This window comes from Labilithrix sp. (assembly GCA_019637155.1).
Lineage (GTDB): Bacteria > Myxococcota_A > Polyangia > Polyangiales > Polyangiaceae > Labilithrix.
The window spans coordinates 40686-57257 of sequence record JAHBWE010000028.1 but is presented as its reverse complement, the minus strand read 5'-3'; the positions used below and the strand labels follow the sequence as shown (position 1 = coordinate 57257).

The window sequence follows — 16572 nt, the reverse complement described above, 5'->3', positions numbered from 1 at the left end:
CTCTAGCCGAGGAACGGCCAGCTCCCCGCGGCGACGACGCGGGCGAAGCGCGCGCGCTCGTCGTCGTCCACCGGGCCGGGCTCGCGGTGGCCGGGGCACACGTAGCGGAACGGGAGCTCGAGGACGCGCAGCATCGACGCGCGCGCGGCGGCGAGATCGGGGGTGACGGAGCGCGCCATGAAGCGCAGCTCGCCGTCGATGAAGGCGAGCGCGTCGCCGGCGAAGAGCATCCCCGCCTCCTCCCAGTAGTAGGCGGCGTGCCCCTCCGTGTGTCCCGGCGTGGCGATGACGCGGAGCCCGAACAGATCGTCGCCGTCGCTCATGATGTCGGTCGGCGTGACGGCGCGCATCGGCGCGGAGCCGAGGAGCCCCTTCGCGAGGACGAACGGCCCCACCTCCGGCACCGCGTCGGACAACCAGCCGAGCACGCCGCCGGTCGCGGTGTCGCGCCGGAGGTAGGGAGCCTCCGGCCCGAGGCACACGACGCGCGCGCCCGAGCGCTCCGCGAGCTCGCCCGCGCCGGCGGCGTGATCGTTGTGCCAGTGCGTGATGAAGATCGCGCGCACGCTCGAAGGCTCGAGGCCGAGGCCCTCGAGCGCGACGAGGACGTCCGAGCCGTCCGACTTCATCCCCGCGTCGACGAGCAGGACGCCGTGCTCCGATCGAACGACGTACGAGCACGTGAAGTAGGACGGCCGGCGAATGCACGTGACCGTGTCCGTCACCGCGAAGACCTCGGGTCGCACGTCCGACAGAGTAGACCGCTCGGCGGGTGTCGCCGCGAGGACTCAGAAGGTCCTGCTGGAGGAACGCACGTCGCCCTGCTTCGGCGTGATCGTGCCGGGCGAGACGAGCCAGTTCTGGTCGCCGATCCAGGAGCTCTCTCCCCCGATCGCCTGCCGATACGCGGCGTATCCGTCGAAATCGTCGATCGCGTCGAAGCGCACGCTGCCGCGCATCGTCCCCTCGAGCGGGAGCCACGCCGCGTACTCCGCGGGGAGGATCGGAAGCTTCACGCTCGCGGAGCCGGGCGGGACGTACACGCGCCACGCGCCGCTGTCGGGTGAGTAGCCCATCGGACCTCCGACCGAAAACGACGACGTGCCCCAGCCGAACGAGATCACGCCGCCGTCGGCGTCGGCGATCGGCGCGACGCTCGCCCACGAGAGCGCGGGGCGCTTCGGGTCCTCGCCGTTCGAGGTGACCGAGGTGATCTCCGGGAGCGCGCGCGCGAAGTCGATCGTCGATCCGCTCGAAGCGTCGACGAGGGCTCGTTCGATCGAGAGCACGTTCCGGTGCCCGCCATCCGGATCTTGCCGGGATGCGTCGCTCCTCCCGACGTAGCGTTCGGCGAGCCCGGGCGGCACCAAGAACTCGCGCATCGTGCCGTAGGTGCCGTCCGCGTTGCGCACGGACTGGCCGTCCGTCGGATGGAGGACGCCGTCGATGTCCTGACGCATCGTCGTGAACGCGTTCATTCCGTCCGGCACGCTCACCGTGTCGAGCACGAGCTTCGCGGGCGTCACCCACGTCTCGAGCTTCACCGGCACTCCGTGCGTCGTCGGCGAGGGGAGGCCCTTCACGAACGAGAACGCGACGACGCCGTCGTTCGTGTTCGCTGCCCTCACGATCGCAGCGTTCTTGTCACTCCAGCACGAATAGTAAGAGAGCGGTGCTGTGCCGTTCGAGCTGTAGAGGGGCGGTCCGCCGAAGCACCGTCCGTCCGCCGCCGCGTAGTATTCGGCGCCGGGCACGTCTCCTGGCGGCGTCAACTGGAACGATCCTTCGCCCGACGTGGGCCGGGCGAGGTTCTTGACGCGGAGCACGTCGCCGCGCGCGACACCGACCCACGACACGGTGAGGTGATGCTCCCCGTCTCCGAGCAGCGCCGAGACCTGCGCGGGCGCGAGCTCGTCCGGCGCGATCGCGATCCCTTCGGCGTCGGTCTTCGTCTGACCGATCACGACGCCCTCGGCGTCGTGGAAGAGCACGGGGATCCCGTCACGCGCGCCCTCGACCACCGCCACGCGGAGCGGTCCCTTCGGCCCCTCGTCGGCTGCCCCGCTGCTCGGCGCGGTGTCGCCGCCGCTCGCCGGCTTCGTCGCCGGAGCCTCGAGAGGATCTTCGCCCGCAGGCGCGCGATCGGAGACGTCAGCGCTCGTGCACCCGACGAGCAGAGCGGCCAATGAAACCCACGACGAGGAGCGAACGGTGAGCATGCGCGCCCCACTGCACGGAGAACGCCACGCGCCTTTCCGCGTCGTTGCGCTCGTCGGACAACGTCGTCTCGTAGGGCGAACGCGCTCGCGGTACCGGTGGGCGGGATCCGGATCACGTCCCCAAAACGAAAACGGCGCCAGGAGGCGCCGAGGGATGAGCGAGATGAGGAGGGAGCGTCCGTTCAGGCCGCGTGCTTGACCATCGAGAGGCGGGGGCGTTCGTCGAACTTTGCGGTGGAGAGGAGGCGCTGTAGGCCCATGCCTCCGTCGCCCCGCGACTCTGCCGCGAGGTCCGCCAAGTCGTTCATCCACCCGCGCGAGAGGCGCTTGGCGGCACGGATGGTCTTGCTGCGGGGCTTCTTCACGGTGACTTCCCGTATCGCAAATCCTTTGCCGCGCCCCGCCGGCGAGATGTTGCGCAGTTGGGCGGGGTGTATGGCGCGGCAAACCAGCGATTCGTCTCGCCCGCGTAACAGTCGATGGAGCGATTTCGATCCGTGCGCGGGCGCGGCGGCATGGACTTCAGAAAAAGTGATCCAGGGCGCGATCGATCCTCGGGAGGGCTCGCCCCCACGATTACCCGAGAGGTTGCTGCCAGATAGCCTCGCCCCTCGGCCCCGACCAGGCGCGAGGTACGCGGAACTTTCCACAGGTGCGCAGCACGGCTATCGGTCAGGGATGAGGAGCGCTCTTTCCTTCCTCTTGTTCGCTTTGTTCGGTGGATGCACCGTCGCCGCCGTCGCGGCGGGGTGCGGAGACGAGGTGACGTCGACGTTCCCCGAAGACTCCGGGAGCACGGTCGACACGTCGCCGCCGCCCGTGCCGACCGGGTTCACGCCGAGCCCGGACGCCGCGCCGACCGATTTTCCCGCCGAGCCGATCATCGATCCCGGCGCGCCGCCCGACTCCGCCGCCATCTTCGCCGGCGCCACGTTCGCGACCGCGGGGGGGCCGTGTCTCCTCGAGCCCGAGGTCGGCTCGATGCTGCCGCGCAACTGGCTGCGCCCGCGCTTCAAGTGGATCGCGGCGAACGCGCTCGCCGGCGGCGGCACCATCCTCGACGCCGGCGGATCGCAGGACCTCTTCGAGCTCCGCGTCCACTCCGACGTCCAGGCGAACGACCTCGTCGTCTACACCGCGAACCCGTCGTGGACGATGCCGCGCGAGATGTGGAACACGATCCGCACGCGCGTCGCCGGCACCACGCTCACGATGAGCGTCCGCGGCGGCAGGCTCGTGAACGGGAAGCTGGAGGACGCGGCGGCGGGATCGTCGGGGCCGCTCATGATCGCGCCCGTCGACGCGCCGGGGACCATCGTCTACTGGTCGACCGCGAAGATCGGCGGCGGCACTGGCAACTACGATCCCATCCTCAAGGGCTTCCGCGTCGGCGACGAGACGGTGCGGAACGTGCTCGCGCCGAGCCAGATCCCGAACCAACCCGCGGGGCAGGTCCGCTGCGTCGGGTGTCACACGTCGACGCCCGACGGCGTGTACGCGGTGACGACGACGCGCTCCGTCCCCGAAGGCGACGGGCCGCAGGCGATCGCGTTCGGCCTCGTCGACGGCGGGGTGGGGACGCCGCCGTACCTCACCGCGACCGCGCGCGCGATGCTCCAGCGCGAGCACCAGTCGGTGCCGTCGTTCTCGAAGGCGCACTTCAAGGACGGCGATCGCGTCGTCGTGACGATGTTCCGCAACGGCGAGAACGTCGCCGATCCGTTCGAGATGATCTGGACCGACCTCGAGGCCATCTCCAACGCGAAGGGCACCGGCTGGGACGTGTTCACGCGCACCGGCGATCCGCGCCGGGCCGCCGCGCCGAACGTGAGCAACGACGGCACGAGGATCGTCTACGTGTCGACCGACACGACGAACACCGCCGGCAACATCGTCATCAGCGGCCAGCTCTTCACCGTGCCGTGGACGGACAGGAAAGGCGGCGCCGCGACCGAGCTCGCCGGCGCGAACGTCGCGGGCTCGCGCCAGTTCTATCCGTCGTTCTCGCCCGACGACACGATGATCGCGTTCGATCGCGCGCCGCAGACGACGAAGAGCAGCAGCAGCGATCCCGACGCGGAGCTCTACGTCATCCCGTCCGGCGGCGGCACCGCCACGCGCCTCGCGGCGAACGATCCGCCGCAGTGCTCGGGCGCGAAGAGCCCCGGCGTCTACAACGCGTGGCCGAAGTGGTCGCCCGACGTCGGCACCGACGCGAGCGGCAAGAAGTACTACTTCCTCGTGTTCTCCTCCGCTCGCAACTACGGCGACATCCGCTTCGGCGCGCGCCTCTACGTCACGCCGATCGTCGTCGACGGCGCGAACGTCACGACGTACGCCGCGCTCTACCTCTGGAACCAGCCGGAGAACGAGGACAACCACTCCCCGGCGTGGGACACGCTGAAGATCCCGGAAGAGATCGTGAAGTAGGGGCGCGCTCAGAACGGCGTCGCGGCCGCCCAGTCGTGCTCGAAGGTGGCGCGCGCGGCGGCGAGGTTCGCGGGCTCCGTCGCGACGACGCCGATCTCGCGGTTCCGATCGATCGAGTTCCAGCTGATGTTGACGGAGCCGACGTACGCGGCGCGGCCGTCGACCATGATCGTCTTCACGTGGACGTGCGGGTACCAGCGCGGCGTGATCCCGTGCTGGTGAAGGAACTCGGCCGCCCCCGCGTTCGCGTCGATCCAGCTCGGGTCGGCGAGGAGGACGCGGACGTCGACGCCGGCCGTCTTGCGCTCGACGAGGGCGCTCCGCACGTCGCGATCGCCGAGCTGCATCGACTCGACCTCGATCGAGGTGCGCGCCGAGCGAATGAGCTCGAGGAGGCGCGCGCGCGCGTTGACCGGCGCGACGACGAGGCGCGTGCACGAGACGTCGGGCGTCTGCCGCGCGAAGTCGGCCTCGAAGATCTCCTTCAGCGAGGCGAGGTCGTCGGCGTCGCGATCGAGGACCGCGAAGTTGCGCTCCCGCATCATGTAGCTCTGGTGGTAGTTCCCGGTCGAGAGGAGCGCCTCGCGTCCGTCGACCATGATCACCTTCGCGTGCATGAAGGTGAACCGCGGATCGCTCCAGATCACCGTCGCGCCGGCCTCTTCGAGCTTCTCCTTGTACTTCTTGTTCACGCGCTCCTGCGCGAGGTCGAGGATGACGCGCACGTGCACGCCGGCGCGCGCCTTCGCGATGAGGCCGTCGAGGACGGGACCGAAGCCCATCTGGTAGACCATCACGTCGATCGAGGTCGTGGCGCGGCCGATGATCTGCTCGAACGGCGCGGCGCCGACGTCGGGCTGCACGAAGAGCTCGAGCGGCGTCGTGCGCGGGGAGAGCGCTTCGCAGGCGCCGGCGGTCTCGCTGGCCTCGTCCTGGGCGGTGGCGGCGTCGTCGGTCGGCGCGGCGCACGCGGCGGCGAGGAAGGGGAGGGCGAGGAGGGCAGAGAGGAGTCGCTTCGTCATCGCGACCCACGCTCTGGCACCGGCCCGGACCTCGAGCCACTCAAAGGCGCTCAAAGGGCGCTTGCGCGATCATTCGCGCAGCTCGATGGCGAGGGCCGGATCGAGCCAGTATCCGGCCTCGGACGAGAGGAGGATCCCTTCGAGGCCGAGCTTTCGCAGCGTCCAGATCGCGGTGTGGAGTCGCTTCGTCGCGGCATCGGCCCGCATCCGCTCGCCCGGCCAGCCGGCGGCGATCAGCGTGTCGGGGTCGACGGGAGTGGAGCCGGCGCGCGCGAGGGACTGCGCGATGAGGCGGAGGTTCTTGCGGCGGGAGAGGTCGATCGTCGGGCCGTCGGGGAGGAGGATGGACGTCGCGGTGACGACGAGCGCGCGCTTCGCGGCGGTGAAGGCGAGCGCGCGGCGGACCTCGCTCGACGCGCGGGCGGCCTCGGGCGGTGCGCTCTGCGCGGCGCCGGTCAGGAGCGCGAACGCGATCGCGAGGTGCGGGTTCTTGAACGACGGCGTGGGAGGGGCGGCTTCGCCGGTCGCGAGCGCGCGATAGGCCGGCGTCAGCGCCTCGAAGCCGACCTCGACGTCGCGCGACGCAGCGAGCGAGGCGTCGTATGCGGCGGCGGCGCCGGCGCGATCGCCGAGCGTGAACGCGAGGTGCCCGCTCACGAGGAGGCGCGTCGCCTCGAGCCGCGGCCAGCCCGGCGGCGCGATCCGCGCAGCCTCCGCGAGCGCGATACGCGCTTCGACGACGTGGTTGGTTGCGTTCGCGGCCTGGTCGTTGGCTGCGTTCGTGGCTCGGTCGTTGGCTGCGTTCTTGGCTTGGTCGTTGGCTTCGTCGATGAGGAGTCGCGCGAGGAGCACGTTCGCGAACGACTCGAGGCCGCGTGCGCCGGCGAGCGCGAGGAGGCGGCGGGCTTCTTCGATCGACGCGCGCGCCGCGAGCTCGCCGAGCTCGTGGAGGACGAAGCCGCGATGGAGCACCTCCGCGCCTTCGAGCCGGCGGCTCCCGACCCGGCGATGGATCGCGAGCGCGGCCTCGTGGAGCGACAGCGCCGCGCGCGGCTCGCCGCGACGGTGCGTGGTCACCGCGAGGTGAGAGCGGAAGAGGCCCTCCGCGCGGAGGCTCTTCGTCGCGACGAGGACGGCGATCCCTTCGGCGAGGCGCTCGTCGCTCTGCGTCGCGACGCCGAGCTCGCCGAGCGTGATCCCCGCGAACGCATCTTCACCGACGGCGCGATACGCCGCGAGCGCACGCTCGAGCAGCGCGCTCGCGCGCTCGGTATCGCCGCGCGACCGCGCGATGACACCAGCGACGCGCAGGACATCGCCGGCCTCCTCGGTGCCGCCGCGCGACCGCGCGACGACGCCAGCGACACGCAGGGCATCGCCGGCCTCGTGCGGCGAGGTCGTCCGCGCCGTGCCGCTGGCGTCGCTCCGCGCGTCCGGCGCTTCGCCTTGCTCGATCGTACGGAGCGCCGCTGCGGCGATGGCGTCCGCATCCGCGAGCCGCCCCGTCGCGCGAAGTGCAAGCGCAACCGCGACCGCGACGCGAACACCGAGCGCGTTCACGCCGACAGCCTCGCGTCCGCGGTCGATCGTGGCGGTGCCGTCCCCGCGCCCCGGACGTGCGCCTCCGGCGTCGCGAGCATGAGCATGCACGTCGCCGGCGTCGTGGCTTGCGGCATCGCTGGCGTCGCTCCTGCGGCTCGGGCCCTCTGCGCGTGCGCGCCTGTCGTCGGCGTCGCGGCTGCGGCTTGTGCCTTCGGGGGCGCGTGCGTTGTCGAGCACGGCGTTGGTCAGTGGTGTGAGGGTTGGGGCCGATGCGAGGCTCGCGTCGATGTCGATCGGGAGCGCGTCGTGGCCGGTGGCGGCGAGGGCGAGGAAGGCGCGGAGGCGCGTCGCGGGCGTGAGCGTGCGCGCGTCGAAGATGCGCTGCAGGTCGGGGCGGCGGCGCTCGAGCTCGGGATCGATCCGCTCGCCGCGGCGGACCTGCAGGGCGAGCGGCTCGGCGCGCGCGAGCACTGCCTCCGCCCAGCGGTCGAGCGTCGTCGTGTGCTCGCGCGCGAAGTCGCGGACCGACTCGAGGAGGAACAGCCGGTGCTCCGCGTCGACGTGGAGGAGCGCGCGCCTCCGCAGCGCGTCGAGGTCGTCGAGCGCGTCGTCGCCGGCGGCGGTCTCGGCGAGGGCCGCGTCGAACGGCGCCGCGAACTGCGCGCACACCACCAGCGCGCTCCGCTCCGACTCCGCGAGGAGGTCCCACGACCACGCGATCGCCGCGCGCAGCGTCGCGTGCCGCGGGTTCTTCTCGCGATCCTTCAGCACGTCGAGCTTGCGATCGAGCCGCGCGAGGAGCTCCGCGTTGCCGAGGAGCGGCGCCCGCGCGGCCGCGAGCTCGAGCGCGAGCGGCAGCGCATCGAGGCGCCGCACGATCGCGCGCACCACGTCGTCCTCCGCGCCGTTCGTGAGACGCATGTAGAGCGCAATCGCCGACGCCTCGTCGAGCGGGCGCACCTCGAGCGCCTCCTCGCCCGCGGCGCCGAGCGCGTCACGCGACGTGACGAGCACACGCTGCGACGCGGCGAGCGCGACGAGGAGCGCGCGGCCTTCGCGGTCGACCTGCTCCGCGTTGTCGGCGACGAACGACGCGCCCGACGCGGCGGCGGCGCGGAGCACGTCGTCGGCCGCGGCCGCGGCGGCGTCGAGGCCGAGCGCGGCGGCGAGGGCGGTCGCGACGTCGCCGCGCGTCCGCGCGCTCGCGAGGTCGACCCACACCACCGTCGCTCCCTCCTCCCGCAGCCGCTCCGCCTCCGCGCGCGCGAGCGTCGTCTTCCCCGCGCCGCCGGGCCCCCAGAGCGTGACGAGCCGCGCGGTCGTCGCCGCGAGCGCGGCGCGCTCCTCGTCGCGACCGAGCAGCATCATCCGATCTGGAGGAGGTTCCACGTCGCGTGGACGAAGAACGCGGCGAGGAGCCCGCCTTCGAGGTACGCGAAGCCGAAGCCGATGCCGAGGAGCACGGTCTGGTAGAGCGCGACCTCGTAGACGCCGAGGTGCGCGACGCCGAACGCGAGCGACGCGGCGAAGACGCCGTACGCGTCGCCGTATTTGCGGACGAGCGTGTCCTGCAGGAGCCCGCGGTAGATGCGCTCCTCCGCGAACGGAAAGACCGCCGCCGTCATGAGGAAGAGCGGGACCGACGCGCGGACGCGTGCCACCGCGCGCGCGAGCTCCGCCGCTTCGGTCGCGCGCGCGAGCCGCGCCTCCGCGTCGAGCCGGTTCACGCACTGCGCGAGGTCCGCGCTCGCGTCGAAGAAGAGCCGCCCCGCGGTGACGGTCGCGGCGGCGATCGTGAGCCCGATCGCGACGGCAAAGAGAATCCGCGCCGGCGCCACGCTCGCGCGCGGCTCGTCGAAGCGACGCGCAGCCGCGGCCGCGGGGTCGGCGAAGCGGCGCGCGGCGGCGGGGGCGAGGGCGGCGAAACCGATGAAGGCGAGGCACTGTACGAGGAAGCTCGCGCCGATCGCGCGCACGAGGTGGAGGAGCGCGGGCAGCCCCGCCGCGCACGCGACCGCAACTGCGACGAGCGCGCCCGGTGGCTCGCGGCGCGTTGTCGCGGCGAAGAGCTGCGAGCGCGTGACGCCGAGCTTTCCCATGAGCTCGAGGACCACCCGCGCGCGCGGCGGCACGCGCACGAGGAAGATGCCGGTCGCGAGGACCGCGCACGTGGCCGACGCCCAGACGAGCGGATGCACGCCGCGCCCGCACGCGTGCGTGGCCACGATGAGCCAGCGCAGGGCGAGGGCGGCGGTGCAGGTCGCGGCCACGCGCGGCATGCGCGGGGTGGGGCGCGTCAGCTCGAAGACGATCCACGCGACCGTGAGCAGGTCGGCGGCGACGCGCCCGGGGCCCACTTTTCCGGCGAACGCGAGCTCCCGATCGAGCTCGAGCAACGCGAGCGCGGGCGGCGCCGCGAGCGCGGCGAGGACGAGGCGGAGGCGCCGATAGCCGGCGAGGCTCGGGATCGGGATCGCGCCGGCGAGCTCGTCGCGGAGCGCGCCGCTCTCGCGGATCGCGTGGGCGACGGGGAAAAATGGGCCTTCTTCGCGGAGGGAGACCTCCGTCTCGGCCTCGATGCGATCGGGCCCGCCGCTCGCCGCCGCGAGGTCCGCGGGTGTGCGCGAGACGGTGTCGCTACCGGTTCGCACGTAGACCACGAAGGCCATGAGAGCACGTGGTAAATAGGAACGGTGAGCTTCGACCTGACGCGCGGCGAGATGATGCTCATCGCGTTCATCCTCGGGCTCGTGTACTTCTCGGGCCTCTTGCCGAAGATCGCGAACGCGCTCTCGCGCGCACCCGCGCCAGAGGAAGAACCGCCGAAGGGGGAATGAAGGGGGATGGCCGAGGAGCCGAGCGCACCGTCGATCCCGCGTACGCCCACGGTGTTCGTCACCGACGAGGCGGCCGAGGCGTCGCACGTCGCCGATACGCTGCGGGCCGCGGGCTACGCCGTCGTCGACGTCGCGCTCTCGCTCCTCCTCTCCCGCACCCAGGTCCAGCGCCCGCAGGTCATCATCGCCGACGTCGACGCGCTCGGCGCGCTCGACGAGCTCGCGCGCGTGCGCAAGCTCCCCGGCTCGGGCGCGATCGACTTCGTGTTTTTCGGCGCTGGCGGCGGTATCGTGAAAAACGCGGACGACGCGCTCGCGAGCGGCGGCAGCGCGTTCTTCCTGCGACCGATCGACATCGGCGCGGTCGTGCGCCGCCTCGAAGCGCTGACCGGGGGGCCGGTGCACCGTCCCGAGATCCGTCCGTCGACGCCGCCGCCGTCGATGCCGGCGCGCACCGGCTCGGTCCCGCCCGAGCCGCGCAGCAATCCCTCGCTCCCTGCGCCCGGCCTTCGCACGCCGGGTCCGCCGCTCCCGATGAGCGTGCCGTCGCTCGCGGACCTCGTCGACTCGCCGCCGCGCTCGCTCGCGTCGTTCGGCGCGGTGTCGAACGAGCTGCAACAGCTCCTCGCCGAGGCCGAGGCGCGCGCGGACGCCGCCGCGCAGGTGGCCGAGCCGCCGGGCGTTCCGTCGCCGGAGGAGGAGATCGAGAGCGTCCTCCCCGCCGACGTGCTCGCGTCGCTCGACGAGCCGATCGAAGCGGACGAGGACGAGCCCGACGAGCCGCGCGCGCACACGGGACACGGCGAGCGCGAAGGCACCGGCACGCACGGCGCGAAGCCCACCACCGCGGGCGGTTCGAAGCACACGACCGCGACGGGCCAGCGTCCGATCTCGACCAACCCACGTCCGATCTCGACCAACCCGCGCCCGATCTCGACCAACCCGGGCCGTCCTACCTCGTCGGGCCCGGACCGTCCGATCTCGTCGGGCCCCGATCGCCCGACCTCGTCGGGCCCGGACCGTTCGATCTCGACGAGCCCCGGACGTCCGATCTCGACGAACCCCGGGCGCCCCGGCTCGAGCCATCCGACCAGCGTCGATCACCCCACGCGCGAGATGATCCCGCCGTCACGGCGCGCGTCCGAGCCGGTGCCGCCGCCTCCGCCGCCGCCGCGGCTCTCGCCGTTGCCGCCCGAGCCGCCGAGGTCCGTCGACGGCGTCACGATCTCCAACGTCGACGTCGTCGGTCCGAGCTCGCTCCCCGCGCGCGCCGGGAGCGAGGCGCCGCCGCAGCAGTCGAGCGCCGGCGTCGTGCTCCTCCGCGCGGTCGAGGCGCGCCGCTTCGTCGGCGAGGCGATCGCACGGCGCGCGAGCGGCTCTCTGTGCTTCGAGCACGAGCGTGTCGTCCGTCGCATCGTGCTCCGCGAAGGCGACCTCGTGACCGCGGCCTCCGGCGCCGACAAGGAGTCGCTCGTCTGCTTCCTCGGCGCGCGCGGCGATCTCCCGCGCGACGAGGTCGATCGCCTCGCCGGGAAGATCCCGCCGTATGGCCGCCACGCCGGCGCGGCGCTCGTCGCGCACGGCTGGCTCGGGCAGGACCAGCTCTGGGCCGCGTTGCGCGCCCACGCGGAGTGGCTCGCGACGCTCGTGCTCCGCTCCGCGGGCGGCACCGCGCAGCTCGAGGCCGAGCCGCCGGGGCGCCTCCGCTCCGAGCCGAGCGTGTTCGGCGCGTCGACCGGGTGCGAGGTCTTCGTCGAGCTCGTGCGGCGCGCGGTGTCGAGCGAGGAGGCGATCGCGTCGCTCGGCGGAGAAGGCGCGCGCATCGGCGACGGACCGAAGGCGGTCCTCCTCTCCGAGTGCGCGCTCCCGCCCGCGGAGATCGAGCTCGTCAACCGCGCGCGCGGCGGCAGCGTCGCCGACCTCCTCGCGCGCTCGCCCGAGGCCGACGTCGTGTCCGTCGTCCATGCGCTCTCGCTCCTCGGCGTGCTCGACGTCATGCCTCAAGTGGAGCCGGCGCGCGTGGCGCCCGCGCCGAGCGAACGCGAGCTCGCGGCCTCGTCGTCGGTGGCGCTCGACGACGAGGCGATCCGCGCGCGGGTCCGGGCGCGCCTCGAGCTCGTGGACGAGGGCGATTACTTCTCGCTCCTCGGCATCCCGCGCGACGCCAATAGCTACGAGGTCAAGCGCGCCTTCGTCGAGCTCCGCCGTGCCTTCGAGCCGACGCGCATCCTGTCGCCGCGACTCCATGACCTCGCCGAGGACGTGAAGAAGATCGTCGTCGTCCTCGAAGAGGCGTATGAGATCCTACGCGACGTCGCCCGTCGCGAGCGCTATCGCCGGGCGATCGACGCAAGCCCTGAATGACGCCACGCCGTATCGTCGCAAGCGCCACGCTTGCAGCCCTCACCGCCTGTACGCTGTTCAACGACCTCGACGGGTTCGCCGAGCCGGTAGCGGCTCCCGCCGACGCGCCGCCCGACGCGCCCGCCGACGCCATCGCCATCGCCGACGCCGACGCCGGGCCGGCGGCGCCGGCCGACGCTGCGCCCGATCGCTGCGCCGGCGATTTCTGCGACGACTTCGACGAGGGCGGCATCGGCGGGGCGTGGACGGCGGTGCGCGCCGCGAACGGCGCCGTCGACTACGACACGGAGCTCTTCGTCTCCCCGCCGCGTGCGCTCCGTGTCGTCACCGGCACGGGCGGCAGCGCGATCCCCACCGCCTACCTCGAGCGCGCGATCGGCTTCGTGCCGGCGTCGCTCTCGTGCACGTTCCAGGTCCGTCCCAACACCACGCGCACCATCGACAGCCCGCTCGACTTCTTCCAGGTCATCGGCACCGCGCCCGGCGTCGAGAACTTCGAGGTGAAGATCGCGATCGCGCAGCGGGTGGAGGGTTGGGCGCGCATCGACGTGAACTTCGCCGACGGCGGCTGCGGCTGCCCGCTCCCCGGCGCCACGACCTTCGTGGACGCGCCGCCGGTCGGCGTCTGGACGAAGGTGCAGGTCGACTACGACTTCACGGACCTCGTCCTGCGCTACGCCGATCGCATCGTCTACTCCGCGCCGCTGCCGCTCGGCTTCGTCCCCGCGGAGGCGCGCATCGCGCTCGGGGTGATGGACTTCGGCCGCGCCGGCAGCGACGTCTCGTACGACGACCTCGTGTGCACGTTCAAGCGACCGTGATCACCTCTCCCTCGCGGAGGCAGCGGATCTCGGTCGTGGCCGGATCGAGCTCGTCGGGGTAGTGGATGAGCCGCATCCGCTCCTTCACCGCCGCGTCGAGCCCGAGCAGATCGGCGTACGCGGTGTGGGCGGGACCGTAGTTCGTTTCGTGCACGACGAGGTCCGCGCGCGCGAGCCACGCGATGAGCTCCGGATCGAACGCGGTGTCGCTCGAGATCCCGACGCTCCCTCCGCCGCACTCGACGAACAGCGCGCTCGTCGGCACGTGATGTTTGGTGATCCGCGCGCGCACGGTAAAAGGTCCGATCGTCGTCGCGCGCTCGAGCGACACGTCCTTCCACGCGAAGTAGTCCTCGAACGCGAGCCTCCGCAGCTCGCTCCCGTTCAGGAGCTGTCCCATCGGCAGCGCGAGCCGTCGTTCCCAGAGTCCCTCCTTCACCGGCGCGATCGTGTGGAGGTTCAGCGGCCTCTTCTGCGCGAAGTGCTTGAAGTAGCCGACCCCTTCGAGCCCGTTCATGTGATCGCCGTGCACGTGCGTGATCAGCACGTCGTCGATCGCGAAGAGGTCGAGCGTCTTCTTGTCGTCGTCGCGATCGATGCGGTCGCGCGCTTGCCGGAGCACGCGGCGATACGAGTCCGGGCAATCGATCGCGAGGCGGAAGCCGTCGTGCTCCAGGAGGAGCGCGTGTGTGACGTGCTTCTCGCTGAACGTGTCGCCTACACCGAGGACATAGAGCTTCATCGCCTCATCATCCGTTCCTGGGACGTGCGCCCGCACGCTCGCGGTCGCACTGTGGGGGCTCACCCAACGCCCCTCGAAACCCGAAGGAACCACGCAGTATGAACAAGGAACGCCTCCTCGCAACGAAGACCCTCCTCCGTGCGCTTCTCCCGTCGCGTCGTACCGCGCCCCCGCCCACGATGAAGTCTCCCATCGAGGAAGTGTCCCCCTTCACCCTACGCGAAGGCCTCTTCCACGAGCCCAAAACCATGCCCGGCTTCTCCCGCCTTCGCGCCAAGAGCCAGCCCGACATCACGCTCTGATTCTCAACGTCGGGCACCCTTTCGGCGACTCAACGGGCCACGCCCCGGCGGTTTGCGAAACAAGGCCGCTTTGGCAGGTGCGCGCGTCGCGTGGGGCGCCCCCCGGGGCCCCGCGAACGCGGCCGCCACAGCGGTTGCGAAGCAACCCGAGCGCGCAGCGCGAGGGCCGTGTTCGCGGGGTGGGGGTGTCGGGGGCGAAGCCCCTGACTATGAAGAAGTCTTGAAGATCGCCATCACGTCCTGCAGGAGCTTGATCGCTTCGGCCTTCGGGCGCTGGAAGGCGTTGCGGCCCATGATGCTGCCGAAGGCGCCGCCCTTCGCGAGCTGCTTCACCTCGTCGAGGAGGGCGCTCGTCTCCTTCGCCTCGCCGCCGGAGAAGATGATGATGCGCTTGCCATTGAATGCACTCTGCACGCAGTGACGGACCCGGTCCTCGAGCGTCTTCGTCGAGATGTTGTACTTCTCGAACACTTTCTTCGCTTCCGCCTGCTCGATGTGGTCCTTCGGCGGCTTGATCTTGATCACGTGTGAGCCGAGCTGCGCCGCGACCTGAGCGGCGTACGCCGTGATGTCCGCCGCCTGCTCGCCTTCCTTCGAGATGCCCGCGCCGCGCGGGTAGGCCCACGTCACGGTGGGGAGCCCGTAGTCCTTCGCCTCGAGGATGAGCTCGCGAAGGTCCTCGTACATCCGGTTGCGCTGACCGGAGCCGGGGTAAATCGTGTAGCCGATCGCGGCGCAGCCCATGCGGACGGCGTCCTTCACCGAGCCCGTCACGGCGCTGATGGGCTGGTCCATCTTCGCCATCGTGTCCGAGTTGTTCAGCTTCAAGATGAGCGGGATCTGACCCGCGTACCGATCCGCGACGAGCTCCAGCGCGCCGAGCGGCGCCGCGTACGCGTTGCAGCCGGAGTCGATCGCGAGCTGCACGTGGAACTCGGGATCGTAGCCCTCCGGGTTCGGTTGGAACGAGCGCATCGGCCCGTGCTCGAAGCCCTGATCGACCGGGAGGATGACGAGCTTCCCGGTCCCCGCGAGGGTGCCGTGGTTCATCATCCGCACGAGGTTCGCGCGAACGCCCGGGTTGTCGGAGCCGTACCAGGAGATGATCTGCTTGACGCGGTCGGTGAGGGCCATGCCCGGCACACTAATCCGACCCCCACACCAGATCAACGCGCCGCCCGTCCTTGCCTCTTGCGGCCGCAGCGCGCTGGTGGGAAACCCTGGGCCGCCATGCCCGATAGCATCCCTTCCATGCGCCCGGCTGCCGTCGTCGGGACGACCCTCCGCGAGCACGTCCTCCACGGCATGCACGCCGCGCCCGGCGCGACGGGGGAGTTCACGTCGCTCCTCAACCACATCTCGCTCGCGATCCGCATCATCAACTCGCGCGTCCGCGCGGCGGGCCTCGCCGACCTCCTCGGCTACACGGGGGAGACCAACGTACAGGGCGAGAGCGTGCAGAAGCTCGACGCGTTCGCGAACGAGGTCATGCTCAACATCCTCTCGCGCTCGGGCCACTGCGGCGTCATCGGGAGCGAAGAGATCGACGAGGCGGTCCTCCAGCCCGCGCCCGGTCACGGCAAATACGTCGCGCTCTTCGATCCGCTCGACGGCTCGAGCAACATCGACACGAACGTCGGCATCGGCACCATCTTCGCGATCCTGCGGCGGCCGGAGCCCACGCTCTCCGTCCCGCACGTGCGCGACGCGCTCCGCCCCGGCCGCGAGATCGCGGCGGCGGGCTACGTGCTCTACGGGCCGTCCACCATCTTCGTCCTCTCCACCGGCCACGGCGTGCACGGCTTCACGCTCGACCCGAACATCGGCGAGTTCTTCCTCTCCCAGCCCGACATCCGCTGCCCCGCGCGCGGCAACTGCTACTCGATCAACGAGAGCAACTACTCGCGCTGGACGCCGGAGCTCCAGAACTGGGTCCGCTGGGTGAAGGGCGATCCGAACGGTCCGCCCCCCGCGCACGTGAACGGCTACGAGACGCCGTACGGCGCGCGCTACGTCGGCTCGCTCGTCGCCGACGCGCACCGCACGCTGATCAAGGGCGGCATCTTCGCGTACCCCGCGGACTCGAAGAGCACGAAGGGCAAGCTCCGCCTCCTCTACGAAGCGAACCCGATGGCGTTCCTCTTCGAGCAGGCGGGCGGCGGCGCGACGAACGGCGTCCACCGCATCCTCGACATCACGCCGGAGGAGCTCCATCAGCGGACTCCGCTCGTCATCGGCTCGAAGGAAGACGTCGGCGCCTTCGCTCACTTCATGAGCGCGAAGTAGCCGTGCG

At 71.5% G+C, this 16572-nt stretch carries 13 protein-coding genes; 5 read left to right on the top strand and 8 right to left on the bottom strand.

Annotated features, from left to right (window positions below):
- Nucleotides 1-2: 2 nt before the first annotated feature.
- The 3 genes from KF837_41055 to KF837_41045 form a co-directional block, all read right to left on the bottom strand.
- Complete coding sequence (locus KF837_41055; GenBank protein MBX3233784.1) at nt 3-746, bottom strand: MBL fold metallo-hydrolase; 744 nt, start codon at nt 744-746, stop codon at nt 3-5.
- Between the two features lie 42 nt (nt 747-788).
- A complete protein-coding gene (locus KF837_41050; protein ID MBX3233783.1) occupies nt 789-2186 on the bottom strand; it encodes a hypothetical protein in 1398 nt (465 codons plus the stop codon).
- Between the two features lie 215 nt (nt 2187-2401).
- Complete coding sequence (locus KF837_41045) at nt 2402-2584, bottom strand: hypothetical protein (GenBank protein MBX3233782.1); 183 nt, start codon at nt 2582-2584, stop codon at nt 2402-2404.
- Between the two features lie 313 nt (nt 2585-2897).
- Between KF837_41045 and KF837_41040 the strand changes: the two genes are divergently transcribed.
- Nucleotides 2898-4649 carry a PD40 domain-containing protein gene (locus tag KF837_41040; protein ID MBX3233781.1) on the top strand — a complete coding sequence of 584 codons (1752 nt, stop codon included), beginning with the start codon at nt 2898-2900 and terminating at the stop codon, nt 4647-4649.
- 8 nt (nt 4650-4657) lie between these two features.
- Here KF837_41040 and KF837_41035 read toward each other — a convergent pair whose 3' ends face one another.
- The 3 genes from KF837_41035 to KF837_41025 form a co-directional block, all read right to left on the bottom strand.
- Nucleotides 4658-5671, bottom strand: a complete 1014-nt coding sequence (locus KF837_41035) for a hypothetical protein (protein MBX3233780.1) — start codon at nt 5669-5671, stop codon at nt 4658-4660.
- A 69-nt stretch (nt 5672-5740) separates the two neighbouring features.
- Complete coding sequence (locus KF837_41030; protein ID MBX3233779.1) at nt 5741-8581, bottom strand: AAA family ATPase; 2841 nt, start codon at nt 8579-8581, stop codon at nt 5741-5743.
- Nucleotides 8578-9882, bottom strand: coding sequence for a CPBP family intramembrane metalloprotease (locus KF837_41025; protein ID MBX3233778.1), 1305 nt, complete (start codon nt 9880-9882; stop codon nt 8578-8580). Before KF837_41025 ends, KF837_41030 begins: the two co-directional genes overlap by 4 nt.
- Before the next feature lie 24 nt (nt 9883-9906).
- On the opposite strand from KF837_41025, the gene KF837_41020 reads away from it, so the two are divergent.
- Genes KF837_41020 through KF837_41010 form a run of 3 tightly spaced genes read left to right on the top strand, consistent with a single transcriptional unit; the run spans nt 9907 to nt 13235 of the window.
- Nucleotides 9907-10050, top strand: a complete 144-nt coding sequence (locus tag KF837_41020) for a hypothetical protein (protein MBX3233777.1) — start codon at nt 9907-9909, stop codon at nt 10048-10050.
- Nucleotides 10051-10056: 6 nt separating this feature from the next.
- Nucleotides 10057-12414 (top strand): hypothetical protein, encoded by a 2358-nt coding sequence (locus KF837_41015; protein MBX3233776.1) that lies wholly within the window; start codon nt 10057-10059, stop codon nt 12412-12414.
- Nucleotides 12411-13235: a hypothetical protein gene (locus KF837_41010; protein ID MBX3233775.1), complete on the top strand. Its 825-nt coding sequence runs from the start codon at nt 12411-12413 to the stop codon at nt 13233-13235. The genes KF837_41015 and KF837_41010 overlap by 4 nt, the downstream gene beginning before the upstream one ends.
- Here the strand turns inward: KF837_41010 and KF837_41005 are convergent.
- Nucleotides 13222-13977, bottom strand: coding sequence for an MBL fold metallo-hydrolase (locus KF837_41005; GenBank protein ID MBX3233774.1), 756 nt, complete (start codon nt 13975-13977; stop codon nt 13222-13224). The genes KF837_41010 and KF837_41005 overlap by 14 nt on opposite strands.
- A gap of 509 nt (nt 13978-14486) precedes the next feature.
- On the bottom strand, nt 14487-15413 hold the full coding sequence (locus KF837_41000; GenBank protein MBX3233773.1) for a class I fructose-bisphosphate aldolase: 927 nt from the start codon (nt 15411-15413) through the stop codon (nt 14487-14489).
- A gap of 96 nt (nt 15414-15509) precedes the next feature.
- On the opposite strand from KF837_41000, the gene fbp reads away from it, so the two are divergent.
- Nucleotides 15510-16565 (top strand): class 1 fructose-bisphosphatase, encoded by a 1056-nt coding sequence (gene fbp / locus KF837_40995; GenBank protein ID MBX3233772.1) that lies wholly within the window; start codon nt 15510-15512, stop codon nt 16563-16565.
- Nucleotides 16566-16572: the final 7 nt, after the last annotated feature.

Coding starts and splice junctions, on each gene's coding strand:
- KF837_41005 (MBX3233774.1), bottom strand. CDS start 13,977: ATGAAGCTCTATGTCCTCGGTGTAGGCGACACGTTCAGCGAGAAGCAC.
- KF837_41030 (MBX3233779.1), bottom strand. CDS start 8,581: ATGATGCTGCTCGGTCGCGACGAGGAGCGCGCCGCGCTCGCGGCGACG.
- KF837_41010 (MBX3233775.1), top strand. CDS start 12,411: ATGACGCCACGCCGTATCGTCGCAAGCGCCACGCTTGCAGCCCTCACC.
- KF837_41025 (MBX3233778.1), bottom strand. CDS start 9,882: ATGGCCTTCGTGGTCTACGTGCGAACCGGTAGCGACACCGTCTCGCGC.
- KF837_41035 (MBX3233780.1), bottom strand. CDS start 5,671: ATGACGAAGCGACTCCTCTCTGCCCTCCTCGCCCTCCCCTTCCTCGCC.
- fbp (MBX3233772.1), top strand. CDS start 15,510: ATGCCCGATAGCATCCCTTCCATGCGCCCGGCTGCCGTCGTCGGGACG.
- KF837_41040 (MBX3233781.1), top strand. CDS start 2,898: ATGAGGAGCGCTCTTTCCTTCCTCTTGTTCGCTTTGTTCGGTGGATGC.
- KF837_41000 (MBX3233773.1), bottom strand. CDS start 15,413: ATGGCCCTCACCGACCGCGTCAAGCAGATCATCTCCTGGTACGGCTCC.
- KF837_41015 (MBX3233776.1), top strand. CDS start 10,057: ATGGCCGAGGAGCCGAGCGCACCGTCGATCCCGCGTACGCCCACGGTG.